Here is a 24,288-nt window from a genome sequence, read left to right on the forward strand (position 1 = left end):
CATCATGAAATCCGTTCACGCGCGCAAAGTTAGCGGCTTCACGCTGATCGAACTGGTGGTCGTGATGGCGATCATCGGACTGCTGCTGACGATCGCCTTGCCCCGTTATATGCACAGTATCGACCGCGGCAAGGAACAGGTGCGTCAGCAGAACCTCGCGGTGATGCGCGACGCCATCGACAAGTACTATGGCGATAACGGCCAGTATCCGGACACGCTCGACGAACTGGTGACGAAGCGCTATCTGCGTGCGATTCCGGCCGACCCTGTCAACGGCGATGATAAATGGGCGGTGATTGCGTCGCCGGACGAAAGCAAGACGGGCGTATACGACATCGCGCCGGCGAGCAGCCCGCAAGGATCGGCCAAAGATCAGGCCGGAGCCGCGCAATGAACGAGGTGGCTCGCCCGATGCATCCACGTGGGCGTACGGCGCGGCGTGCCGGACAACGGCAAAGGCAGCGGCTGCCGTTGCGCACCGTCATCACGCGCGAGGACGGACTGGTTCTGCTGGCGCTTCTGATTGCGTTGATGCTGATGTCGATCGCGCTGGCGGGCGCGCTCGATGTGTGGTCGTTGGAACGCCGGCGCGAACAGGAGAGACAGCTGCTGTTCGTCGGCGACCAGTACCGGCTGGCGATTCTTCGATACTACCGCGCAGGACGGGTGCTCCCCGCCTCGATCGACGATTTGCTCGACGACTCGCGCTTCCCGACGCCGCTGCATCATCTGCGCCGCGCCTATCCGGATCCGGTCACGGGGAAGAACGACTGGGTTTTGATGCGACAGGGCGATCGCTTCTTCGGCATCTATAGCAGTTCTACCGATGCACCGATCAAGCAGGCGGGATTTTCGTTGCGTTATCAGGATTTCGAAAACCAGAAGGCGTATGGCGGCTGGCGGTTTTTCTATTTGCCGCCCGTGGTGCGCAACTATACGAACAACGGCGCCCTGACCGCGCCCCCAAAGCCGGAGACCACCTTCAACCCGATGAACAGCACGTTGCCCAGTTTCAACGGGCGCAGTGTAGGCGGCTTGCGGTGAGTGGGTCTATGCGATATCGCAACTGCGCACTCGCCCGGATCAGCTTTCCGATAATGCGGGAACCGGCGCGTGCGCCGCAGCACTTGACGGCGCGCCACCGCCGCCACCCCCCATCGCGTGCCGGTCGCTTCTCGGACTCGCCCCGAACCGCGCGCGATAAGTCCGCGAGAAATGCGATGGCGACTCGAATCCGCAGGCGACGCAAATCGACGTGATCGACATATCGGTCTGTTGCAGCAACTCGCGCGCGCGGCCAAGCCGCAACTGGAGATAGAAATGCGTCGGCGTGTCCTTGAGCGACGCGCAGAACAGCCGCTCCAGTTGCCGCCGTGTCACACCGATTTCCTGCGCGAGTCGATCCGGCGCAAGCGGCTCTTCCATATGCTGTTCCATCACGCTGATCACCTGAATCAGCTTGCGGTTGTGCACGCCGTAGCGCGCGGCAATCTCCATGCGCTGATGATCCGAGCGTTGCCGGATCCGGCTCACGACAAACTGCTCCGACACCGCCGAGGCTAGCGCCGCGCCGTGCTTGCGGCCGATCAGATCGAGCATCATGTCGATCGACGCGGTGCCGCCCGCGCAGGTGATGCGCCGCGCGCCGATTTCGAATAGCTCCTGGCTCGCGTCCAACGCCGGGTAACGCTCGCTGAATGCCGACAGGGCCTCCCAATGCACGGTGAGAGTGTCCGAGCCGCCAAACAGGCCGGCTTCCGCGAGAATGAAGCTGCCGGTATCGATTCCGCCTAGCGTCGCGCCTGCGCGGTCGAGGCGCTTGAGGCAATCGCCCAGCGCGCGCGTATAGCAGGCGAGCGGCTCGAACCCCGCCACGACGAAGAGCGTCTGCGCCGTCTCGACATCGCCGATCGCGGCTTCCGCGTTCATCGAAATGCCGTTGCTGGCCGCCACCGGCGCGCCGTCGAGGCTCAGAATGTGCCAGCGGTAGAGATCGCCGCGAAAGCGGTTCGCGACCCGCAAAGGCTCGACCGCCGACATGAAGCCGAGCGCCGAAAAGCCCGGCAGCAGCAGAAACGAAATATCTTCGGGCATCGTGAGGGAACTCGACAGAGGACAAACGCAGGCCGGACGTGGGGTTGCCGGACGGCGGGTATGAGGCGCAGGGCGTCCGGACGCGAGGGCTTCCGGGTGCAGGGCCTCCCGACGCCGGGACCTCCGGTGAGCGTAACAAGCCGCGCGCGGGCCGGCAAGGCACGCCAAAATTCAGCGCGGCGGCCATGCTGCGCTGCATCGCGCGTAGTGCTGGTTTTCCCTCATGGTCGCACGCGGGCAAGAACGGGTCGCTGGCGGACGCTTCGGCGGAAATATGGGGCATTACCTTTACTTCACTGCTGGATTCATTCGGCACGTCGAGCTGTATCACGCAAGTCTGGTGGGCCGCCTGTCCGCGGCCCGATTCGAAACACGCTGCAAAAACGTGTCCAAAGGGGGAACGTCATGAAGTTACGCGTCAAAGTCCTGCTTGCCCGTCTTGTCCGCCTTGCTTGCGTGGCCGCCGCCGTCACGGCAGTGCCGGCGCTCGCGCAAGATCCGGCCGCCTGCCGGGCCGTGCATTTTGCCGATATCGGCTGGACCGACATCACGTCGACGACGGCGCTCGCGTCGACTGTTTTCGAAGGGCTCGGCTATCAGCCAGTCACCACCGTCGCTTCGGTGCCGATCTCGTTCGCGGGCCTGAAGAGCAAACAACTCGATGTGTCGCTCGGCTACTGGTGGCCCGTGCAGGAAAAGGCCATCGCGCCGTTCGTCGACTCGAAATCCATTCAGGTGCTGCAACCGCCGAACCTGACCGGTGCCAAAGCGACCTTCGCCGTGCCGACCTATGAATACGACGCGGGGCTCAAGACGTTCGCCGACATCGCCAAGCACCGCGCGGAACTCGACGGCAAGATCTATGGCATCGAGCCGGGCAGCAGCGCGAATGCGGCGATTCAGAAAATGATCGCGAACAATCAGTTCGGCCTCGGCGGTTTCAAGCTGATCGAATCGAGTGAAGCCGGCATGCTGGTGTCGGTGGATCGCGCGATCCGCGAGAAGAAATGGGTGGTGTTTCTCGGCTGGGAACCGCATCCGATGAACATTCAGATCGACATGAAATATCTGACCGGCAGTGACGGCGTGTTTGGCCCGAACGACGGCGAAGCACGCGTTTATACGCTGACGTCCCCCGACTATCTGACGCGTTGCCCGAACGCGGGCAAGCTCGTGAGCAATCTGCGTTTTACGACGCAACTGGAAAACGTCGTGATGCAGTCGGTGATGAATAAGGAGAAGCCCACCGAGGCCGCCAAAGCGTATCTGAAGAAAAACCCGCAAGTGCTCGATGCATGGCTTGCCGGTGTGAAGACCTATGACGGCAAGGACGGCCTGCCCGCGGTGAAGGCGTATCTCGGTCTTTGAGCGGTGAAAGGCCACTGAGAAAGAAGGCCGCTGAGAAGGCCACTGAGCCGCTGAGGCGCGCCACCTTCGGCACGCGCATTTTTAAATTCACAGGATTTAGCACGCATGAACCATGAAGTCATCGTGACCTGCGCGGTTACCGGCGCAGGCGATACGGTCGGCAAGCACCCGGCCATCCCCGTCACGCCGAAGCAGATCGCAGGAGCCGCGATCGAAGCGGCCAAGGCCGGCGCCACGGTCGCCCATTGCCACGTACGCGACCCGAAAACCGGGCGCGGCAGCCGCGATCCGAACCTGTACCGCGAAGTGGTCGACCGGATCCGCTCGTCGGGCACAGACGTGATCATCAATCTCACCGCCGGCATGGGCGGCGACCTGGAGATCGGTCCCGGCGAAGAGCCGATGCGCTTCGGCGCCAACACGGATCTGGTGGGCGGCTTGACGCGGCTGGCACATGTCGAGGAACTGCTGCCGGAAATCTGCACGCTCGATTGCGGCACGCTCAATTTCGGCGATGGCGACTACATCTATGTATCCACACCCGCGCAATTGCGCGCCGGTGCGAAGCGGATTCAGGAACTCGGCGTGAAGCCGGAGCTGGAAATCTTCGACACCGGACACCTGTGGTTCGCCAAACAGCTTCTCAAGGAAGGGCTGCTCGATGCGCCGCCGCTGTTTCAGATTTGCCTGGGCATTCCGTGGGGCGCGCCCGCCGACACGACGACGATGAAGGCGATGGCCGACAACCTGCCGCCCGGCGCACAGTGGGCGGGCTTCGGTATCGGCCGCATGCAGATGCCGATGGTCGCGCAGGCGATGCTGCTCGGCGGCCACGTGCGCGTTGGCCTCGAAGACAACATCTGGCTCGACAAAGGCGTGCATGCGACGAACGGCACGCTGGTGCAGCGTGCGGTCGAGATCATCGAGCGGCTCGGCGCACGTGCGCTGACACCCGCGGAAGGGCGCAGGAAACTCGGCTTGCCCGCACGTGGCGAGCGGCAGCTGGAACGCCGGGCGGCCGAACAGTACGCCTGAATCGACGCAATTCCGAACGTGTTTAGCATTTGAAAACCTATCTGAAAACCCATTTGAAAACCCATAAGGCAAAGGATCGTCAGCAATGGCAGTAATCGTCGATATCAAAACATTCGCAGCGATCGGCGCGGGCGTGATTGGCAGCGGCTGGGTGGCGCGCGCGCTCGCGCATGGTCTGGACGTGCTCGCGTGGGACCCGGCGCCCGGCGCGGAGAAGCAATTGCGCGAGAACGTCGCGAATGCGTGGCCGGCGCTTGAACGGGTGGGACTTGCAAAGGGCGCTTCGCAAGCGCGCCTGCGGTTCGTCAGCACGATCGAAGCGTGTGTCGCCCAGGCGGATTTCATTCAGGAGAGCGCGCCGGAGCGCGAAGAATTGAAGCTCGCGTTGCACGAGCAGATCAGCCGCGCGGCGAAGCCCGATGCCATCATTGCATCGTCGACCTCCGGGTTGTTGCCGAGCGATTTCTACGCACGCGCTGTCAATCCGCAGCGCTGCATCGTCGGGCATCCGTTTAATCCGGTGTATCTGCTGCCGCTTGTCGAAGTGCTCGGCGGCGAGCACACCGCGCCGGAAACGATCGACGCCGCGCTGCACATCTATCGTTCGCTGTCGATGCGGCCACTGCGGGTGCGCAAGGAAGTGCCCGGCTTTATCGCCGACCGTCTGCTCGAAGCGTTGTGGCGCGAGGCCTTGCATCTGGTCAACGAAGGCGTCGCGAGCACCGGTGAAATCGACGATGCGATCCGCTTCGGCGCGGGTATCCGCTGGTCGTTCATGGGCACGTTCCTGACGTACACGCTGGCAGGTGGCGATGCCGGCATGCGCCACTTCATGCAGCAATTCGGCCCGGCATTGGCGTTGCCATGGACTAAACTGGTGGCGCCCACGCTCACCGACGAACTGATCGATCGCGTCGTGGACGGCACCGCCGAACAGGTGGGGCCGCGCTCGATCAAGCAACTCGAGCGTTATCGCGACGACTGCATCACGAGCGTGCTGACGGCGATCAGCGAGGCTAAAGCGCGCCACGGTTTGCATCCGGACGAGTAACGAGTAACGCGTCACGCGTCGCGCGTGGCGAAAGAAGCGCACCCTGCATCGGCCGAACCTCGTCGCGTGCCGATGCAGCCTACACGGATGAAGGAAACCATTGCACATGCCGAACAGCCTCACGTTGCCCAGTTACCGCGATACAGTGCGCGCCGAATGGGTCGACTACAACGGCCACCTGCGCGACGCGTTCTACCTGCTGGTCTTCAGCTTCGCCACGGACTTGCTGATCGACCAGATCGGCTTGCCCGACGCCGTGCGCAAAGCGCGCAGCCGCTCGATCTACACGCTTGAAGCCCATATCAACTATCTGCACGAGATCAAGGCGGGCGCGCAGGTCCGCGTCGACATGCGAGTGCTCGCGCACGATGCGAAGCGCTTGCACCTGTACCTCGAAATGTTCGCCGACGACGGCGCCGAACCCGTAGCCGCCGGCGAGCAGATGCTGCTGCACGTGGATACGAGCGGACCGCGTGCGGCGCCATTCGACCCGGACGTCGAAGCGCGCGTGCGCGCGTTGGCCGACGCGCACGCCGCGCTGCCCCCGGCGCGCTTCGCTGGCCGCGCGATCGGCTTGCCGGTCAAAGCGCCGAAGGGCGAAAGCAAGCATGTTTGAGCCGGCTATCGCCGCGTTTATCGAACGGACTGCTTCGATCTATCCGGCGCATACCGCGCTATTGCCGCCACATGGACAGCGCGCGATTTACGACCGCTACGCGGCAGCGTTCACGCCGCCGTTGCCGCCGGATGTGAGCACCCAAGACGCCGTGTTCAAAGCGCGTGCGGGGCATCCGGTCAAGCTGCGTCTCTATCGGAAGATGAGGAACACGGGGACCACGGCAAGCACCCACAGCAGTGGCACCGTTTTGTACTTCCACGGCGGCGGCTTCGTCGTTGGATCGTTGGACAGCCATCAGCTCGTCACCGCGCGTCTCGCAGCGGATACAGGTCTCGACGTGATCGCGGTCGATTACCGTCTCGCCCCCGAGCACCGCGCGCCTGCCGCGCACGACGATTGTCTGGAAGTCACGCTCGCCGCACTTGAACACCGTTTGCCTTTCGCGTCGATACAGAGTCAGGATGGCCCGCTGCAACTCGCGGGCGATAGCGCCGGCGGCAATCTCGCCGCCAGCGTCGCGATGCGCTTGCGCGACCGTGGTATTGAAGGCATAGAAGGGCTTGCACTGATCTATCCGATGCTCGGCATCGAGCCGCAACTGCCCGCGCGTGAGAGCGAAGCGCACGCGCCGATGCTCACGCTCGCCGACGTCCACGCGTTTCGCGATCTCTACTGGGGCAAGCTAACGGACGTCACATGCGCCGTGCCGCGGCCGGCATGGACCATCCCGCTCGAGGCAACCCGCTTCGACGGTCTGCCGCCGACGCTCGCAATCGGCGTCGAACACGATCCGTTGCGCGACGATGCGCGCGTCTTCGCCGAACGCATCGGCGCGGCAGGCGGCCAGGCCGAGTGGCGGATCGGCACCGGACTCGTGCACGGCTGCTGGCGCGCGCTCGGATCGAGCCCCGGTGTGCAATCGATGCACGCCGCGGTGTGCCGCTTCCTGGCGGCGCATTCGGGCGCGTAGCCGCGTAAGGCGTCGCGCCGGCCGGTACGCTCGCCGCATCGAAGCCGCACAGAAAATCGATGGTGTTACCGGCCTTGTCGACGGCGCGATACAGGTATTTCCATTGGTCCTTGACCTTAATGTAGGTCTCGTCGACGCGCCAGCTCCTGCCGACGGAGCGTTTGTGACGGTGCGTTCAACTCCGTGCTGACGTCGCTGCAGGTGGCCGAGCGGAGCATCGCCGAAGCGCGCACGGCCGCTGAAAGAACGCGCCAGGATGCCCAGCAGGACGCCGACCGGATCGTGCAGAACGCACAAGCGAGCGCGGTCGAACGCGTGTCGAGCGCACAGTCCAAAACCTCGACGATCCAGCAACTGGAAGCGCCATTGCGAACCAATAGCGACCCGGGCTTGCTGGCGCGTGTCTATCGGGACCGCGTTCAGGGCATCCTGTCGAAAGCGGCAGGCGTGACGACCGTCGATCCTCGCAATACCTCGAATCTGATTCTGCCGGGGAACGCCAGATGAGCGCGAATATCGAGCAAACAATCCCGGCGGATGACGCGTGGCAGGCCGGCGCGGCAGGCCAGTTGCCGCCGGGGCCGGCAATTGCATTGTCGGCATCCGAGCAGCGGACAGTGTCGCGGCAAATCGCGCTTGCGTTGCTGGCCGGCGGTCTTCTGGTGTTATCGCTGGCGTGGGGGCATTTCGCCGCGGGTGGCGAGGCGCTCGCGCAAGTGCTGGCGGGACTCGCGTCGCTCGTCGTCGCGGGCCCGGTGTTCGCCAGCGCGTGGCGCAGCCTGAAGACGCCCAGCCTGCACGGCGTGACCGATCGGCTGATCGCGCTCGCGATGCTGGCGGCGTGGGCGGTGGGAGACATGGCGACGGCCGCCTTGTTGCCGATCGTGATGACGTTCGGGCACGCGCTCGAAGAGCGCAGCGTGCTTGGCTCGCAAGAGGCGATCCGGGCGCTCGGCAGGTTGACGTCGGGCAAGGTGCGGCGCGTCGGCGCGGACGGTGCAATCGAAGAGGTGCCGTATGAAGCGGTGCGCGCGGGCGATCTGATCGAAGTCGTGGCCGGTGCGCGGATTCCTGCCGACGGCGTCGTCCAGCATGGCCAGTCCAGTGTCGATAACGGGCCCATCACCGGCGAGTCCGTGCCGCTCGACGTGGAGGCGGGGACCGCGGTATTCGGCGGCGCGATGAATCTCGACGGGCCGCTGCGCATCGAGGTCACGCACGCGGGCAAGCAGTCGACGCTCGGCAAGATCATCGAACTCATGCAGCGCGCCGAGCAGGCGAAGCCACCGATTACGCAGATGCTCGAACGCTACATGGGCGGTTATCTTTGCCTCGTGCTGCTGATTGCGGCGATCGTGTGGTTCGCCTCGTCGAATGCGTCGGCGATGCTGGCCGTGATTGTCGCGGCGTGCCCGTGCGCGCTGGTGCTCGCGGCGCCGTCGACGGCCATCGCCGGCATTGCCGTGGGCGCACGGCACGGCATCCTGTTCAGGAGTGCCGCGTTTCTGGACAAGTTTGCCCAGATCGATTCGCTGGTGATCGACAAGACCGGCACGCTGACCTACGGCGAATTGCGTGTTGAAACCGTGTTCCTGGAGCCGGGCGTCGATCAGGCGCAGGTGCTCGAACTTGCGGCCCGGCTCGGCGGCAGCAGCGCGCATCCGGTGAGCCGCGCGCTGCTGCGTTACGTGACCGATTTCGAACCGGCTGGGTTCGAGCACGCGCCGTTCGAACATACGCGCGAGTTACGGGGGCTCGGCATTGTGGGGGGGACGCCGGAAGGCGTGGCGGTGCTCGGCCGCTACGGCTTGCTCGCGGAACATGTGCAGGCGTTGCCGGAGCCGCCTCGCGCGATCGAAGGACCCTGTGTCGGTCTTGCACTGAACGGCAGGTTCCTCGCATGGTTTGGTTTTGCGGATGCGCTGCGCGCCGAGGCGCGCGGCGCGTTGTCGGCATTGCGCGACCTGGGACTGACGCGCCAGACGCTTCTGACTGGCGATCGCGAGCCGGTTGCGCGCGAGCTCGCGGCAGAAACCGGCATCGAACTGGTGGTGGCGCAAGCGTTACCGCACGACAAGCTGGACTACGTCGTGCACGAAATGGCAGCCGGCTAGCATCCGTTGGTGGTCGGCGACGGCTTGAACGATGTGCTCGCCATCAAGGCCGGCCCCACCAGTATCGCCATGGGCGAGCGGGGCATCGACATTGCGGTCGCGTCCGCGGATGTCGTGCTGCTCGGTGACGATCTGCGGCGTATCCCCACCTGTGTCCGGCTCGGGCGGCGCTGCCTGCATACCGCGACGATCAACGCGGCGATCGGCCTGAGCTGGACTGTCGGGGTGATCGCGCTTGCCGCGACGGGTGTGCTGAGCGCGGTTTGGGTCGCGCTGTTGCATAACCTCGGCACGTTCATTGTGATCGCCAACGCGGGGCGGCTGCTGCGCATGGACGACGATGCTCGTGTGATCGAGCGTGCGTGAGGTTGATGCTTGAAACCGGCGCCGCGTGCTGAACGCGGCCTATGACTATCACTGGGCCATTAAGGAAATCGCGCCGGTCGATGTCGACGGCGAACGAAGCGTCGCCTGCTAACACCCACGCAATCTTTGAAAATCTTTCGAAGATCACGAACCTGTAACGGAGCGGGCCAGCCCGCACGTTGAGCGCGCCGACCCGCCCGAGCCGCCCTGTCTCTTGTACGACACGGCTTACAACGCCGGAACGTAGATCACGCGGATGCCTCGACAGGGTGTGCGTGGGACTTCACTCTCGAAACGCTGAAACCACCGGTAATCCTGCACGTTGTCAAAAGACGACGGCGCACGATGAATAGTGCGCTTAAATCGATTTGCGACTGGCGCATGCGTTGCCGGTCCGACTAGCAGTGAATGGCAGAAACCCGCAAAGGGTTCGACTATCGTCGCGCCTCTCATTCTGTACAACTTGTTCAGCAGTATCAGCATTCGGAGAATTGCCCATGAAGAAATCGCTTTTCACACTCGCAGCACTCGGTTCGTTCGCCGGCGCCGCCCATGCACAAAACAGCGTGACGCTTTACGGACTGATCGATGCGGGGATTACCTACACCAGTAATCAAGGCGGTCACAGCAACTTTCAGGAAACGAGTGGTGGCGTCAACGGCAGCCGCTGGGGGCTGCGCGGGTCGGAGGATCTGGGCAGCGGGTTGAAGGCGATCTTCACACTGGAAAGCGGCTTCAACATAACGAATGGCAGCACCGGTCAGGGCGGCCGAGAGTTTGGCCGCCAGGCGTTCGTCGGTTTGTCGAGCGACCAGTACGGGGCAGTGACTCTCGGCCGTCAGTATGATTCCGTCGTCGACTATCTCGGACCGCTGTCGTTGACCGGCACGTCGTCGGGTGGCACGCACGCGGCGCATCCGTATGACAACGACAATCTGGATAACTCGTTCCGCATCAGCAATTCGGTTAAGTACCAGAGCGTTAACTACGGAGGACTAAAGTTAAGCGGGTTGTATGGTTTCTCGAATCAGTCGGACGGCTTTGCGAATAACCGCGCGTACAGTTTCGGTGCATCGTACAACTACGGACCGTTGGATGTCGCCGCCGGCTATCTGCAACTCAACAACAGCGGGTCTTCGACTAACACCGGCGGCGCGGTGAGCGACGATTCGACGTTTACCGCCCAGTCCCAGCGAACCTGGGGCGTCGGTGCGAATTACGCGTTCGGGCCGGCGGCGGTGGGGCTGGTGTTCACGCAGACACACCTGGATAGCCTGACCGGTATCGGCGCTTCGGCATCCGGCACGTCGAGCGGGCTTTCGTTGGGCGGTACGGGTGCGCGCTTCAACAACTACGAGTTGAACGCGCGCTACGACCTGACGCCGGCCGTGACCCTTTCCGGCGCGTACACGTACACGGACAGCCGGATCGACGGCGTGAGCCCGAAGTGGAATCAGTTCAGCCTGCAGGCGGCATACGCATTGTCGAAGAAAACCGACGTTTATCTTGAAGGCGTATACCAGCACGTCGGCAACACGGGCGGCAGCGACATTCACGCAGTGATCAACGGGCTGAGCGCCTCGAATACGAATCAGCAGACGGCCGTTACGGTGGGCATGCGGGTTCGCTTCTGATCGGCACGTCTGGAAACGCCCCCGCCCGCATCCGTTGCCAAACAACTGCCGGATGGACTATCTTCGTTGCATGGCGCGCAGTCCGTTCCAAAGAGCGATTCCATTAGGGAGAACACTATGCCGGAGATGCGATGGCCCATCCGCGGCACCCTGCCGCCATTGGTTCTGGCCGCCGCGCTCGTTCTGGTTGCCGGCGCGGCGCATGCGGGGGCGCCTACGGCCTATGTGACGAGCGAGACAGGCGGCGTCGGCGTGATCGATCTGGACCAGATGAGCCTCGCGAAGACTTTTCCGGTCGGCACTGATGGCCCGCGCGGTCTGAGCCTGAACGCCGATGGCACTTTGCTCTTTGTGGCCAACAAGAACACCGGCGATCTGGCGGTGATCGATACGGACAAGGGCAATGTCGTGCGGCGGGTGAAGATCGGCAAGAACCCGGAGTATGTGCGTGTGCACAACGGCTACGTGTACGTGACGTACGAGCCGGGCGACGAAGGCGGTCCGCCGGCCAGGCAGGGTGCGAGCGACGATGCGGACAAGCTCCCCGCGGAAATCGCAATTGTGGATCTAAAGACATTGCGCCTGGTTCGCTCCGTGAAAAGCGGTCACGAAACCGAAGGCGTCGAATTCTCGCGTGACGGCAACACGATGCTCGTGACCAATGAAGGCGACGATACGGTGTCGGTCTATCACGCCGGCACGGGCGTGCCGATCAGGACCGTGCAGCTTGCCGCCGGCGGCCGTCCGCGCGGCATAAAGGCGTCGCCCGACGGCAGGTACTACGTCGTCACGCTGGAATCGTTGAGCCAGTTCGTGGTGCTGGACGCGCACGATCTGCGGGTCGTCAAGACCGTCGATACGAAGCTCGGGCCGTATGGCGTCGGGTTCGGGCCGCAGGGCCGGCTGCTCTTCGTGGCGGCGGCGCGGGACAAGACACTCCAGGTCTTCGACGCACACAGCTACGAGCATGTCGCCGACGTCCCGGTCGGGCAGCGTTGCTGGCACTTCAGCTTCACGCCGGCCGGCACGGAATTGCTGCTCGCGTGCGGGCGCTCCAATTCGGTCTATGTGCTGGACGCGCAGACCTACCAGCCGATCAAGGAGATCGGCGCATTGCCGCTCGCGTGGGGTATCGTCGTGTATCCGCGCAGCAACGGCTCGATCGAGTCGCGATAGTTGGGGCGCCGGGCGTCATCGAAATGCGCGTGGACTGCCGCAGCTATCCGGCTGACCAGGCTCTTGTGCTGCGGGGGCAGCATGTTGTGCGGTCGCGAGCTTGCGGGAGTTCGCATCGCTGCGAAACAGAATGGGCTGTACCCGCGTTCCTCCGGCCGCCGCTGCGGCGCGCACCATCTGCACGATCTGCTCGTGCGCCGGCGACTTGTCGCAGACCGGGTCAGCGTTGGCGGCGTCGCCGGTCAACAGATAGGCCTGACAGCGGCAGCCGCCGAGGTCTTTGGCCTTTTCATCGCAACTGCGGCACGGCTCCTTCATCCAGTCGAAACCGCGAAAGCGGTTGAATGCTGCGCTTTCGTACCAGATCTCGCGCAACGGCATCTTCGTCACGTTCGGGAACGTGAGACCCGGCAGACCGCGCGCGGCATGGCATGGCAGCGCGGCGCCGTCCGGCGCGACGCCGAGGAATACCGCGCCCCAGCCGTTCATGCAGCGCTTCGGCCGGTTCTCGAAGTAGTCAGGCACGACGAAAAAGATCTTGCAGCGCGCGCCGTGCGTACGTCGATAGCGCGCCACCACCTCTTCGGCCGCTTCAAGTTGTTCGCGTGTCGGCAGCAGTTGGGCGCGGTTCGTTTGTGCCCAACCGTAGTATTGGGTATTGGCCAGCTCCAGATACTCGGCGCCCATCGCGAGCGCCATTTCAATGATCTTGTCGACGTGCGGCAGGTTGTAGCGGTGCAGCACACAGTTGAGCACCATCGGATAGCCATGCTGCTTGATCGATGCCGCCACGCGCAGCTTCAGGTCGAACGTGTGCGTGCTGCTCAGGAAGTCGTTGAGTTCCTGCGTCGAATCCTGGAACGACAACTGGATATGATCAAGGCCAGCCGCCTTCAGATCGCCGAGCCGCTTGTCGGTCAGCCCGACCCCCGACGTAATCAGGTTGGTGTAAAAACCGAGCTTGCGCGCTTCGCCGACCAGCACTTCGAGGTCGTCGCGCAACAGCGGCTCGCCGCCGGAGAATCCGAGTTGCGCGGCGCCTAGCGCGCGCGCCTCGCGCAGCACGTCGATCCATTGCACGGTATCGAGTTCGAGGCTGTGCTCGGTGTAGTCGGTCGGGTTGGAGCAGAACGCGCAGTGCAACGGGCAACGGTAGGTGAGCTCAGCAAGCAGCCAGAGCGGCGGGGCGACGCCGTGCGTGGCCTCGGCCTGCTGTTCCCGTGCAACGGCGGGCGAGAGATTGGTCATTGCTTTACTCCAGCCAGCCGCGCGCGCGCGCTTCGGCTACAAAGGCGCGCACTTCGGCGGCGATGCCCGTCGCGTTGAACGCCTGTTCCAGATCGACGATCAGCGTATCCAGATCGCGCGTGCCGTCGCAGCGTTTGAGGATTTCCGCTGCGCTCTGGTTGAGCTTCACCATGCCCTCGGGGTAGAGCAACACATGAGCATTCTGCGCCGGTTCCCATTGCATGCGAAACAGTGTCGCGATTTTCGGGCGCTGAGGGGACGGCGCTGCGTCGGCGGCGCGCAAGGTGTCTTTCATTGCGGGAAGGCCTTTTCGATCGAATCCAGCATGGTCCACAGAATGTCGAGCTTGAACTGCAGGATCGCGAGAGCCCGTTCCTGCTGGTCGCGCCGTGTGAAATGATCGAGCGTGACAGCAAGGCCGTGCAGGACGTCGCGCTGCGCGAGCGAGATCCGCGCGCGGAAATAGGCGAGGCCAGCCGCATCGATCCATGGATAATGCTCCGGCCAGGTCGCGAGGCGGTCGCGGTGAATCTGCGGGGCGAACATTTCGGTGAGCGACGAGCACACCGCGTCCTGCCACGGCGCGCGACGGGCGAAATTCACGTAGGCATCGACGGCGAAGCGCACGCCCGGCGTTACATGCCTGAGCGACCACAGGTCGTCGCGCGTGAGCCCCACGGCGTCGGCGAGGCGCGTCCACGCCTCGATGCCGCCTTCGTGATCGCCGTAGCCGTCATGGTCGAGGATGCGCTGCACCCAGTGGCGGCGCGTCTCACGGTCCGGACAGTTGGAGAGGATCGCCGCGTCCTTCAGAGGAAGGTTGATCTGATAGTAGAAGCGGTTCGCTACCCAGCCGCGAATCTGTTCGCGCGAGCAGCCGCCGCTATTCATTTTCACGTTGAACGGATGATGGATATGGTAGGCCGTGCTCCTGGCGCGCAACTGCGCTTCGAAGTCGTCGCGGCTCCAGGCGGGCTGCATCACGCAGGTCTCGCGGACAGGCGCCGTGCCGAAGGTGTCCTGTGCGTTCATCTGGTCTCCTCGTTCCGTTTCGCGTTCCGTGATTGAACAGCCGCTGCTCACAATTCGAACGTCATGCCGTCGCTGGCGACTTCGATCCCGTGTTCGGACAGCACGCTGCGCTCGGGACCGTCCTCGACGAGGATCGGATTCGTATTGTTGATGTGGATCAGCACCTTGCGCACGGTCCGGGTGCCCAGCGAGTCGAGCACTTCGATCATGCCGCCCGGCCCGGATTGCGGCAGATGGCCCATATCCGCCGCGCTTTTCTTCGACAGCCCCAGGCGGATCATTTCGTGCCCGGTCCACAGCGTGCCGTCGACCAGCAGCAGATCCGCGCTGCGCATCGCCGCGAGCACATGCGGCTCGATCGCGCCCAGGCCAGGCGCATAGAACACGCGTTTGCCGGACTGCTGGCTGGTGATGACGAGGCCAATGTTGTCGCCGCGCTCGGGCGCTTCGCGGTGCGGCGAGTAGGGCGGGGCCTTGCTCAATAGCGGCAGCACTCCGATCTGCACGCCGGGCAGCGCGGCGTGCGTGATCGGCGTGCCGTCAAGCGCGATGCTACGGTGGTCGACTCCGCAGTAGTGCGACAGGATCGGTCCGACCGGGAAGCTGGTGCGCAAGTCCTGCCAGACCGCGTCCGTGGTGTAGAGCGGCAACGGCGTATCGCGCTCGCGCAGCATCAGAAGGCCGGTGACATGGTCGATCTGCGCGTCCATCACGAGGACGGCGGCAATGCCGCTGTCACGGATACGCCGGGCGGGCTGCAGTTCGGGAGTGGCGGCAATCTGCGCGAGCAGGTCGGGCGACGCGTTGACGAGAAGCCAGTCTTCGCCATTCGCGCTGACCGCGATCGACGACTGCGTGCGGCGTGTCGCCTTCAGCGTGCCGCGCCGCACGCCGTCGCAATTGGGGCAATTGCAGTTCCATTGTGGGAAGCCGCCGCCTGCCGATGAGCCGAGTACCTTGATCTTCATGTTGCCCTGCGCGCGTGGTCGCCCGGCGCTGCCGCGACGGCGGTTCGGTCGTTGAGCGACGAAACCGGCAGTGTTCGCAGCGCCGGTCAGGCAGGCAAACCGGATTGGCGAAAAGTATTCGCAAAGCCGCCATTCGCGGCTCAAGCGGGCTTAACGCGTGGCGATATACATCGTGATTTCAAAACCGAAACGCATATCGGTGTAGCTAGGCGTTGTCCATTGCATGTTCGTACCTCCATTTTTTGGCCTGGACACAATGACATTGCCGCAGTCCGGGTCGCGGCGCCGGCCCCGTTTCGCGCTCTACGCAAGCTGCATGCCTGAAACGGATTGAAGCACCCGTTGGCGCTTCGGCAGGCATGACAGCAGCGCGAAGCCGACACGCCCGATGATGCGCCTAATCGGGCAGCCGGTAAAGAATTGTGCACGCCGCGATCAGAGCAATAAATGCCCGTTCGCCGCTATACCGTCTGGAAAAAAGGGATCGCTTGGCCTACGCTTAAAGAGGCCGGCTTTATGGTGAAAAAGCGTAAAGCGGTGCCATCTCCCTCAGCCGACCCGCCCTAACCAGGCAATCGACGATTTGAATCCAAACACGTTCAGATCAAAGCGCATCCGATAGGGTTGTGCCACCCCGTATTCGACGCCGCCCGTGAAGCGGGCGATGTCGCATCCGCATGACGAATACCCTAGGCAATTAAAAACCAGGAGACACTCATGCATCCATTCCCCAGTACCTTAACGATTTGCGCCTGCCAGTTTGCGCTGATGCTCGGTGTGTCCGCCGCATTCGGTGCGGACGAGGCGCAAAACGCCGCAACGAGCACGTCGGCGCCGATGCCGGACGTGCTCCGGCCGGTCACGCAGCAGCAACTCGACGCGGCTGGCGGCAGCACAGCCGACTGGCTTCATTCGAACGGGTCTTACTCACAGACGCGCTATTACCCCGGTGCGCAGATCAACAAGACCAACGTGGCAAGACTGAAGCCGGTTTTTATCTTCCAGACTGCCGTCAACGAGTCGATGGAAACGGCACCGATCGTTTCGCACGGCATCATGTTCATTACGACGTCGTTCAATCACCTGTATGCGGTGGACGCGGCGACCGGCAAGGAGTACTGGCATTACAAGCATAAGATGGGACCGATTACGACGTTCTGCTGTGGGCCTAACAACCGCGGCGTGGCGATCTCGGGCGACCGGCTCTTCATGGCAACTTTGGATTCCAAGCTGGTCGCGCTGGATGCGAAGACCGGCAAGGTCCTGTGGGCGATCCAGATTGCCGATCCGGAACTCGGCTACTCGGAGACGATGGCACCCGCCGTCGTCGAAGACAAGGTGCTGATTGGCACCAATGGCGGCGAGTATGGCATTCGCGGGTTTGTTAAGGCATACGACGCGGCGTCTGGAAACCTGTTGTGGACCTTCTATACGATTCCGGACACTGGACAGGAGGGTGTCTGGGCGACCAAAGACGCGACCGGCCGCGACATGAAGCGCGATATCAATGCCGAAAAGCAGCAGCTTGCGGCCAAGGGCGGCGACTTCTACAAGACGCTCGGCGGCGGTGTGTGGATGACGCCTGCGATCGACCGGGAGTCGCGCACGGTGATTTTCGCGGTCGGCAACCCGTCCCCGGACCTGTATGGAGCGATCCGCCCCGGAGACAATCTCTATACGGATTCGCTCGTCGCGATCGACCTGGATACCGGCAAATTCAAATGGCACTACCAGTACATCGCTCATGACGTCTGGGATCTCGACGCGGCGAGTCCGCCGATCCTTGTCAATGTCCGCGACACCAATGGCAAGATGATCCCGGGTGTGCTCGAGGGCGGAAAGACTGGACACGTGTACGTCCACGATCGGCGCACCGGCAAGTTGATCCGTTTCTCGGAAGCGATGATTCCGCAAGAGAACATGTGGACGCTGCCCACCGCCGCCGGCGCGCGGATGTTGCCGGGTGCCAATGGCGGGGTCGAATGGTCCCCGATGGCGTTCGACCCGAAGACGCGCCTCGCATATGCAGCGAACCTGCACCAGCCGATGACCTATCAGGTTGAAGACACCGCGTATCCAGGCGGCAGCAAGCTGTGGCTCGGCGGCGCGTTCAAGACGATCCCGTCCGAGGCGCAGTGGGGCAAGCTGGTTGCGGTCAATGTCGACACAGGCAAGGTTGCGTGGTCCTACAAGACCGAGCAGCCGCTGATCGGCGGCGTGCTCGCGACCGCCGGCGATCTCGTCTTCAACGGCGAGGGCAACGGCCTGTTCCGGGCGTTCGACGCTTCCACCGGCAAGATGCTGTGGGAATTTCAGTGCGGCGCCGGAGTGAACGCGCCAGCGGTGTCGTACATGGTCCACGGCAAGCAGTACGTTGCGGTTGCCGCCGGCGGCAATACGCAGATCGACTTCAAGCGCGGCAATACGGTCGTCGTATTCGCGTTGCCATGAGGGAGCCCGTGGCGAATGCCGGCAAAGATGCGCGCGCGTGTCTGGGCGCGCGTTGGATCTGGACGATCTCGTTGTTATGTTGCGTGAGCGCCGGGGGGCTTCCCACCGGCGCGCATGCGGACGTTGCTGCGGGACAGGCGAAGGCGCAGGTATGTGTGGCCTGCCATGGCCCGATGGGCAATTCCACCAACCCGGACTATCCGATTCTGGCCGGACAGACCGCTCGCTACCTCTACCTGGAACTGCAGGACTTCAAGGCGGGACGCCGCAGCGATCCGCGCATGTCGCCGATCGTCACCGGTCTGTCTCGTGACGATATGCGGGATCTGGCTGACTACTTCGCCGCGCAGCGCCCCGAACCGGTGCCGTACAAGGCCGATCCCATCAAAGTCGAAGCAGGGCGCCGCAAGGCGGAGGCGGTGTTGTGCACGATGTGCCATCTCGGTGGGTTCTCCGGGCAGAACGAGATTCCGCGTGTCGCGGGACAGTACGACCAATACATCGTCAAGCAATTGCAGGACTTCCGGGCGCGCCGGCGAACGAACGATGCGGGCAACATGACGAGTGTCAGTAAAGGGCTGTCCGACGAGGACATCGAAAACCTTGCCGCTTACGTCGCCAATCTGCAGTAGCGCAGCGGCGATGTTGCAGTGCCGCACGCAATGGGCGTGAGCCGCTAAGGCGGGAGCGGGAGCGAGAGCCATGAGACAAACAGCAGGATGGATAGCGCGGGTTGTGCTGCTGGTGAGCGCATACGGCGCCGGCTTACCGGCGGACGCGATGGCCGCCGACGCGTCGCTGAACCAGCAATTGCTGGTCGCTGCCAGGAGCGGCGACGAAGCGGCAGTCCGGGCCGCACTGGAAGCCGGCGCGGCAGTGGATTCGCGCAACCGGATCGGCGACACTGCGTTGATCACCGCGTGCAAGAAAGGCCTTGCCGGGATGGCACAGACTTTGATCGGGCATGGCGCGAACGTCCGCCAGGCCGACGTGTCGGGCGTGACACCGCTGATGGCCGCGGCTTATGGCGGATACGACGAACTCGTCGCGTTGCTGCTCGCGCACAGCGCCGATCCGACAGCTGCCGATCGGGTCGGCAAAACCGCGATGGAGTACGCGGCGGGGCAGGGACACACGGCCGTGGTGCAGCGCTTGCTAGATGCCGGCATCGACGTCAACCGCATCTACAAGAACAACCTGACCGCGCTGATGTGGGCCGCAGGCTACGATCATCCTGACACGATCAAGCTGCTGCTTGCGCGCGGCGCCGATCCGGCGCTGCGCGACAACCGCGGGATGACCGCCCAGGACATCGCTGCGCAGACCGGCTCGGCTCACGCGGCCGTGCTGTTGTCCGCGCACTAGCGAACCGGTTCGGCATCCTCATCGAGTGCGGCCGACGCGGAATCCGGCGTGCCAACTGAGGGTTTATCCGCTGTCGCCTCTAACGGAACATTCAGAAATCGCTATCTATACTGTTAGTTGATGTGCAACACCACGTCCGAGGGCCGCCACCATGGTCAATTTGACAAGGCGCCAGTTCCTGACGCTTACCGCCACATCGCTGGCCGGATCGAGTATCGCCCTGATGGGGTTCTCGCCGGAACCAGCGCTCGCGGAGGTTCGGCAGTACAAGCTGGCGCGTACCACTGAAACCCGCAACACCTGCCCGTATTGTTCAGTGGGTTGCGGCGTCCTGATGTACGGGCTGGGCGACGGCGCGAAAAACGCCACGGCCAGCATTATTCATATCGAAGGCGACCCGGATCACCCGGTCAATCGCGGCACGTTGTGCCCGAAGGGCGCGAGCCTGATCGACTTCATTCATAGTCCGAGCCGGCTGAAGTATCCGGAATATCGCGCGGCTGGGTCGAATGAATGGAAGCGGATTTCGTGGGACGACGCGCTCGATCGCATCGCCAAACTGATGAAGGAAGACCGCGACGCCAACTTCGTCGAAACCACCGAAGACGGCAAGAAGGTCAACCGCTGGCTGACGACCGGTATGCTGGCCGCGTCGGCGAGCAGCAACGAGGTCGGTTACCTGACACACAAGGTGGCCCGCAGCATGGGGCTACTGGGATTCGACAACCAGGCGCGTGTCTGACACGGCCCGACGGTGGCAGGTCTTGCCCCGACGTTTGGCCGTGGAGCGATGACGAACCATTGGGTCGACATCAAGAACGCGGACGTGATTCTGGTGATGGGCGGCAATGCGGCCGAGGCGCACCCGTGCGGTTTCAAGTGGGTCACGGAAGCGAAGGCGCATCGCAAGGCGCGTCTGATCGTGGTCGATCCGCGCTTTACGCGGACCGCGTCGGTTGCCGACTACTACGCGCCGATTCGCACCGGGACGGACATCGTGTTCCTGGGCGGGGTGATCAACTATCTGCTCACCAACGACAAGATCCAGCACGAGTACGTGAAGAACTACACGGACATGCCGTTCATCGTGCGCGAGGACTTCGCATTCCGCGATGGACTCTATTCGGGCTACGATGCCGCCAGGCACGGCTACCCCGACAAGTCGACGTGGGATTATGAGCGTGGCGACGATGGCTTCGTAAAGGTGGACGCGACACTGCAACATCCACGTTGCGTGTACAACCTGATGAAGCAGCACTACGCGCGCTATACGCCCGAGATGGTCGAAAAGACCTGTGGTACACCTAAGAATAAATTCCTGAAGGTGTGCGAGATGCTCGCGACCACGGCCGCGCCGGACCGCGCCGGCACGATCATGTATGCACTTGGCTGGACGCAGCATTCGGTCGGATCGCAGATGATCCGTACGGGTGCGATGGTGCAACTCCTGCTTGGCAACATCGGCATCGCCGGCGGCGGGATGAACGCGCTGCGCGGACACTCGAACATCCAGGGGTTGACGGACCTCGGACTGTTGTCGAACCTGCTGCCGGGGTACATGACGCTGCCGTCGCAAGCTGAACAGGACTACGAGGCATATATAACGAAGCGCGCGTCGCAGCCATTGCGGCCGAACCAGTTGAGCTACTGGAAGAACTTTCGAAGTTTCTTCGTTAGTCTGATGAAAGCGTGGTGGGGCGACACGGCGACGGCTGGGAACAACTGGTGTTTCGACTATCTGCCGAAACTCGACAAGTCATACGATATGTTGCAGGTGTATGAGCTGATGAACCAGGGCAAGATGACCGGCTACATCGCGCAGGGCTTCAATCCACTTGCTGCGGCGCCGAACAAGGCGAAGATGACCGCCGCTTTTTCGAAGCTGAAGTGGCTCGTGATCATGGATCCGCTCGCCACCGAGACATCGGAGTTCTGGAAAAACTATGGCGAGTTCAACAACGTCGATGCGTCGAAGATCCAGACCGAAGTATTCCGGCTGCCTACCAGTTGCTTTGCCGAAGAACGCGGCTCGCTCGTCAATTCGGGGCGCGTGCTGCAGTGGCATTGGCAGGGCGCTTTGCCGCCCGGCGAAGCGAAGAGCGATCTGGACATCATGTCGGGGCTGTTCCTGCGCGTGCGCAAGATGTACCTGGGGCAGGGCGGCAAGTTTCCGGACCCGATCGTCAATCTGAACTGGCCGTATGCGAACTCCGCTAGCCCCACGCCGGAAGAACTGGCGATGGAATATAGCGGCAAGGCGCTGGCCGACGTGGCCGACCCGAAGGACCCGGCCAAGGTGCTCGTGAAACGAGGCGATCAGCTAGCGGGCTTTGCGCAACTCAAGGATGACGGCAGCACCTCGAGCGGCTGCTGGATCTTCTGCGGTGCGTGGACGCAGGCGGGCAACCAGATGGCGCGGCGCGACAACGCCGACCCGACGGGCATCGGGCAGACGCTCGGCTGGGCATGGGCGTGGCCGGCAAACCGGCGCATTCTGTACAACCGGGCGTCATGCGACCTAAGCGGCAAGCCGCTCGATCCGACGCGCAAGCTGATCGCGTGGAACGGCAAGAGCTGGGGCGGAGCTGACACACCGGACTACAAGGTGGACGAACCACCGGAATCCGGCATGGGTCCGTTCATCATGAACCCGGAAGGGGTCGCGCGTTTCTTTGCGCGCGATGGGATGGCCGAAGGCCCGTTCCCTGAACATTACGAGCCGTTCGAGACGCCGCTCGGCTACAACCCGCTCCATCCGAACCACGAGCAAGTCACGAGCAACCCGGCGGCCCGCGTGTTTCCGGGCGACCGTGCGGCGTTCGGCAAGGCAGCGCAATTCCCGCATGTCGCGACGAGCTACCGGCTCACCGAACACTTCCATTACTGGACGAAGCACGCGCGGCTCAACGCGATCATTCAGCCGGAGCAATTCGTCGAGATCGGAGAGGATCTCGCGAAGGAAGTCGGCGTGGCGGCCGGGGACCGGGTGAAGGTGTCGTCGAATCGCGGGCATATGGTTGCGGTGGCGGTGGTGACCAAACGCATCCAACCTCTGATGATTGACGGCAAGAAGGTGCAGACCGTCGGTATTCCCTTGCATTGGGGCTTCACGGGTCTCGCGAAACCGGGCTATCTGATCAATACGCTTACGCCAGTGGTCGGCGACGGCAATACGCAGACGCCGGAATTCAAGTCCTTCCTCGTGAAAGTCGAGAAAGCCTGACCACGTGAGAGGAGAACACGATGGCACTGCAATCGCTCGATATCAAGCGCGTGTCGGCCACTACGGTGCAGCCGCCATCAGCGCGCGAGCCGGCTACGGGCAGCGTCGCGAAGCTGATCGACGTCACCAAGTGCATCGGCTGCAAGGCGTGTCAGACCGCGTGCATGGAGTGGAACGACCTGCGCGACGAAATCGGCACGAATGTCGGCGTCTACGATAACCCGCCCGACCTGACCGAGCACTCGTGGACGGTGATGCGATTCGCCGAATACGAGAACCCGGATGGCAACCTCGAATGGCTGATCCGCAAGGACGGTTGCATGCATTGCGAAGATCCCGGCTGCCTGAAGGCGTGTCCTTCACCCGGCGCGATCGTCCAGTACACGAACGGCATCGTCGATTTTCATGAGGAAAACTGCATCGGCTGTGGCTATTGCATCACCGGCTGTCCATTTAACATTCCGCGCATCTCGAAGCGGGATCATCGCGTGTATAAATGCACGCTGTGCTCGGATCGCGTCGCGGTGGGCCAGGAGCCAGCGTGCGTGAAGACGTGCCCAACCGGCGCGATCGTGTTCGGCACCAAGGACGACATGAAGCAGCACGCGGCGGAGCGCATCGAGGACCTGAAGGAGCGCGGCTTCGAGCATGCGGGCTTGTACGATCCACCGGGCGTCGGCGGCACGCATGTGATGTACGTGCTGCACCATGCGGACAAACCGTCGCTGTACCACGGGCTGCCGGACAACCCGAGCATCAGCCCATTGGTCGGTTTGTGGAAGGGCGTGGCGAAGCCGCTTGCATTGGGTGCGATGGCGCTGGCGGCGCTTGCAGGGTTTTTCCACTATTCGCGCGTCGGTCCGAACGAAGTCACGCAAGAAGAGGAGGCCGCCGCCCGCGACGAGGCGCGCCGGCTGAAGGAGGGTTCCGATGAAAGTTGACCAGAAGGCGGCAGACGCGAAACGGATTGTGCGCTATACCGCTAACGAGCGCACCAACCACTGGATTACCGCGATCAGTTTCGTGCTGCTCGCGTTGTCCGGACTCGCGCTGTTTCATCCGTCGATGTTCTGGCTCACCGCGCTTTTCGGCGGCGGACAGTGGACGCGCATTCTGCATCCGTTCGTCGGCGTGGTGATGTTCGTGTCGTTCCTGATTCTTGCGCTGCGCTTCTGGCATCACAACCTGCTCGACAGGGACGACCGCCAGTGGCTCAGGCAGATCGACGATGTGCTTGCGAATCGCGAGGACAAGCTGCCCGAGGTCGGCCGCTACAACGCCGGACAGAAGTTGCTCTTCTTTCTGATGGCCGCATGCCTGATCCTGCTGCTGCTAAGCGGCATTGTGATCTGGCGACGCTATTTCTCGGACTACTATCCGGTCTCGGTGATACGGCTGGCGGCGTTGATTCATGCGGTAACGGCGTTCGTGCTGATCGTGGGGATCATCGTGCATGTCTATGCGGCGCTGTGGATCAAAGGCTCGATCGGCGCAATGACGCGCGGCACCGTGACGCTCGGCTGGGCGAGGAAGCACCATCCACGCTGGTTCCGTGAGAGCATCAAATAGGCCTG

Annotated in this window: 24 protein-coding genes and 1 pseudogene; 18 read left to right on the forward strand and 7 right to left on the reverse strand. The window is 63.2% G+C overall.

What is annotated here, in order from left to right; all coding sequences use genetic code 11:
- Positions 1-4: 4 nt before the first annotated feature.
- Both SB772_RS36915 and SB772_RS36920 read left to right on the forward strand, forming a co-directional pair.
- The gene (locus SB772_RS36915) at positions 5-394 is read left to right on the forward strand and encodes a type IV pilin protein (RefSeq protein ID WP_410838053.1); all 390 of its coding nucleotides are present in this window, start codon (positions 5-7) and stop codon (positions 392-394) included.
- Positions 391-1,044 (forward strand): type II secretion system protein, encoded by a 654-nt coding sequence (locus SB772_RS36920; protein ID WP_410838054.1) that lies wholly within the window; start codon positions 391-393, stop codon positions 1,042-1,044. Before SB772_RS36915 ends, SB772_RS36920 begins: the two co-directional genes overlap by 4 nt.
- Before the next feature lie 39 nt (positions 1,045-1,083).
- Here SB772_RS36920 and SB772_RS36925 read toward each other — a convergent pair whose 3' ends face one another.
- Positions 1,084-2,094, reverse strand: a complete 1,011-nt coding sequence (locus tag SB772_RS36925) for a GlxA family transcriptional regulator (RefSeq protein WP_410838055.1) — start codon at positions 2,092-2,094, stop codon at positions 1,084-1,086.
- A 405-nt stretch (positions 2,095-2,499) separates the two neighbouring features.
- Here SB772_RS36925 and SB772_RS36930 point away from each other — a divergent pair, with 405 nt between their 5' ends.
- The 5 genes from SB772_RS36930 to SB772_RS36950 all read left to right on the forward strand — a co-directional run bounded on the left by SB772_RS36930 (position 2,500) and on the right by SB772_RS36950 (position 7,137).
- On the forward strand, positions 2,500-3,462 hold the full coding sequence (locus SB772_RS36930; protein WP_410838056.1) for a choline ABC transporter substrate-binding protein: 963 nt from the start codon (positions 2,500-2,502) through the stop codon (positions 3,460-3,462).
- 105 nt (positions 3,463-3,567) lie between these two features.
- On the forward strand, positions 3,568-4,497 hold the full coding sequence (locus SB772_RS36935) for a 3-keto-5-aminohexanoate cleavage protein (protein WP_410838057.1): 930 nt from the start codon (positions 3,568-3,570) through the stop codon (positions 4,495-4,497).
- A gap of 85 nt (positions 4,498-4,582) precedes the next feature.
- On the forward strand, positions 4,583-5,548 hold the full coding sequence (locus SB772_RS36940) for an L-carnitine dehydrogenase (protein ID WP_410838058.1): 966 nt from the start codon (positions 4,583-4,585) through the stop codon (positions 5,546-5,548).
- 106 nt (positions 5,549-5,654) lie between these two features.
- Positions 5,655-6,164 carry a thioesterase family protein gene (locus SB772_RS36945; RefSeq protein WP_410838059.1) on the forward strand — a complete coding sequence of 170 codons (510 nt, stop codon included), beginning with the start codon at positions 5,655-5,657 and terminating at the stop codon, positions 6,162-6,164.
- The gene (locus tag SB772_RS36950) at positions 6,157-7,137 is read left to right on the forward strand and encodes an alpha/beta hydrolase (RefSeq protein ID WP_410838060.1); all 981 of its coding nucleotides are present in this window, start codon (positions 6,157-6,159) and stop codon (positions 7,135-7,137) included. Before SB772_RS36945 ends, SB772_RS36950 begins: the two co-directional genes overlap by 8 nt.
- Positions 7,138-7,186: 49 nt before the next feature.
- Here SB772_RS36950 and SB772_RS36955 read toward each other — a convergent pair.
- Positions 7,187-7,306 (reverse strand): annotated as a pseudogene (locus SB772_RS36955) (DDE-type integrase/transposase/recombinase); the annotation flags it as partial.
- Between the two features lie 14 nt (positions 7,307-7,320).
- On the opposite strand from SB772_RS36955, the gene SB772_RS36960 reads away from it, so the two are divergent.
- From SB772_RS36960 to SB772_RS36980, 5 genes are all read left to right on the forward strand, one after another.
- Positions 7,321-7,644 carry a hypothetical protein gene (locus SB772_RS36960; RefSeq protein WP_410838061.1) on the forward strand — a complete coding sequence of 108 codons (324 nt, stop codon included), beginning with the start codon at positions 7,321-7,323 and terminating at the stop codon, positions 7,642-7,644.
- Positions 7,641-9,251 (forward strand): heavy metal translocating P-type ATPase, encoded by a 1,611-nt coding sequence (locus SB772_RS36965; RefSeq protein ID WP_410838062.1) that lies wholly within the window; start codon positions 7,641-7,643, stop codon positions 9,249-9,251. Before SB772_RS36960 ends, SB772_RS36965 begins: the two co-directional genes overlap by 4 nt.
- Before the next feature lie 6 nt (positions 9,252-9,257).
- The gene (locus SB772_RS36970) at positions 9,258-9,617 is read left to right on the forward strand and encodes a hypothetical protein (protein ID WP_410838063.1); all 360 of its coding nucleotides are present in this window, start codon (positions 9,258-9,260) and stop codon (positions 9,615-9,617) included.
- Positions 9,618-10,114: 497 nt separating this feature from the next.
- Complete coding sequence (locus tag SB772_RS36975) at positions 10,115-11,251, forward strand: porin (protein ID WP_410838064.1); 1,137 nt, start codon at positions 10,115-10,117, stop codon at positions 11,249-11,251.
- A 117-nt stretch (positions 11,252-11,368) separates the two neighbouring features.
- Positions 11,369-12,427, forward strand: coding sequence for a beta-propeller fold lactonase family protein (locus tag SB772_RS36980; RefSeq protein ID WP_410838065.1), 1,059 nt, complete (start codon positions 11,369-11,371; stop codon positions 12,425-12,427).
- A 15-nt stretch (positions 12,428-12,442) separates the two neighbouring features.
- On the opposite strand, the gene pqqE is transcribed toward SB772_RS36980, so the two are convergent.
- The 5 genes from pqqE to pqqA all read right to left on the reverse strand — a co-directional run bounded on the left by pqqE (position 12,443) and on the right by pqqA (position 15,900).
- On the reverse strand, positions 12,443-13,675 hold the full coding sequence (gene pqqE, locus SB772_RS36985) for a pyrroloquinoline quinone biosynthesis protein PqqE (RefSeq protein ID WP_410838066.1): 1,233 nt from the start codon (positions 13,673-13,675) through the stop codon (positions 12,443-12,445).
- Positions 13,676-13,679: 4 nt separating this feature from the next.
- A complete protein-coding gene (gene pqqD / locus SB772_RS36990) occupies positions 13,680-13,970 on the reverse strand; it encodes a pyrroloquinoline quinone biosynthesis peptide chaperone PqqD (protein ID WP_410838067.1) in 291 nt (96 codons plus the stop codon).
- On the reverse strand, positions 13,967-14,707 hold the full coding sequence (gene pqqC / locus SB772_RS36995) for a pyrroloquinoline-quinone synthase PqqC (protein WP_410838068.1): 741 nt from the start codon (positions 14,705-14,707) through the stop codon (positions 13,967-13,969). The genes pqqD and pqqC overlap by 4 nt, the downstream gene beginning before the upstream one ends.
- A gap of 47 nt (positions 14,708-14,754) precedes the next feature.
- Positions 14,755-15,675: a pyrroloquinoline quinone biosynthesis protein PqqB gene (gene pqqB, locus SB772_RS37000; protein WP_410838069.1), complete on the reverse strand. Its 921-nt coding sequence runs from the start codon at positions 15,673-15,675 to the stop codon at positions 14,755-14,757.
- Between the two features lie 150 nt (positions 15,676-15,825).
- Positions 15,826-15,900, reverse strand: a complete 75-nt coding sequence (pqqA, locus tag SB772_RS37005) for a pyrroloquinoline quinone precursor peptide PqqA (RefSeq protein ID WP_013342881.1) — start codon at positions 15,898-15,900, stop codon at positions 15,826-15,828.
- A 492-nt stretch (positions 15,901-16,392) separates the two neighbouring features.
- On the opposite strand from pqqA, the gene SB772_RS37010 reads away from it, so the two are divergent.
- The 6 genes from SB772_RS37010 (at position 16,393) to SB772_RS37035 (ending at position 24,283) form a co-directional block, all read left to right on the forward strand.
- On the forward strand, positions 16,393-18,126 hold the full coding sequence (locus SB772_RS37010) for a pyrroloquinoline quinone-dependent dehydrogenase (RefSeq protein ID WP_410838070.1): 1,734 nt from the start codon (positions 16,393-16,395) through the stop codon (positions 18,124-18,126).
- Positions 18,123-18,758, forward strand: a complete 636-nt coding sequence (locus SB772_RS37015) for a c-type cytochrome (protein ID WP_410838071.1) — start codon at positions 18,123-18,125, stop codon at positions 18,756-18,758. The genes SB772_RS37010 and SB772_RS37015 overlap by 4 nt, the downstream gene beginning before the upstream one ends.
- Positions 18,759-18,828: 70 nt before the next feature.
- Positions 18,829-19,491, forward strand: coding sequence for an ankyrin repeat domain-containing protein (locus SB772_RS37020; RefSeq protein ID WP_410838072.1), 663 nt, complete (start codon positions 18,829-18,831; stop codon positions 19,489-19,491).
- A gap of 151 nt (positions 19,492-19,642) precedes the next feature.
- Positions 19,643-22,714: a formate dehydrogenase-N subunit alpha gene (gene fdnG, locus SB772_RS37025; protein WP_410838073.1), complete on the forward strand. Its 3,072-nt coding sequence runs from the start codon at positions 19,643-19,645 to the stop codon at positions 22,712-22,714.
- A gap of 20 nt (positions 22,715-22,734) precedes the next feature.
- Positions 22,735-23,655, forward strand: coding sequence for a formate dehydrogenase subunit beta (fdxH, locus tag SB772_RS37030; RefSeq protein WP_410838074.1), 921 nt, complete (start codon positions 22,735-22,737; stop codon positions 23,653-23,655).
- Positions 23,645-24,283, forward strand: a complete 639-nt coding sequence (locus tag SB772_RS37035; protein ID WP_410838075.1) for a formate dehydrogenase subunit gamma — start codon at positions 23,645-23,647, stop codon at positions 24,281-24,283. Before fdxH ends, SB772_RS37035 begins: the two co-directional genes overlap by 11 nt.
- Positions 24,284-24,288 lie beyond the last annotated feature (5 nt).

The sequence above is a fragment of the Paraburkholderia sp. SIMBA_030 genome, from assembly GCF_046535245.1.
Lineage (GTDB): Bacteria > Pseudomonadota > Gammaproteobacteria > Burkholderiales > Burkholderiaceae > Paraburkholderia.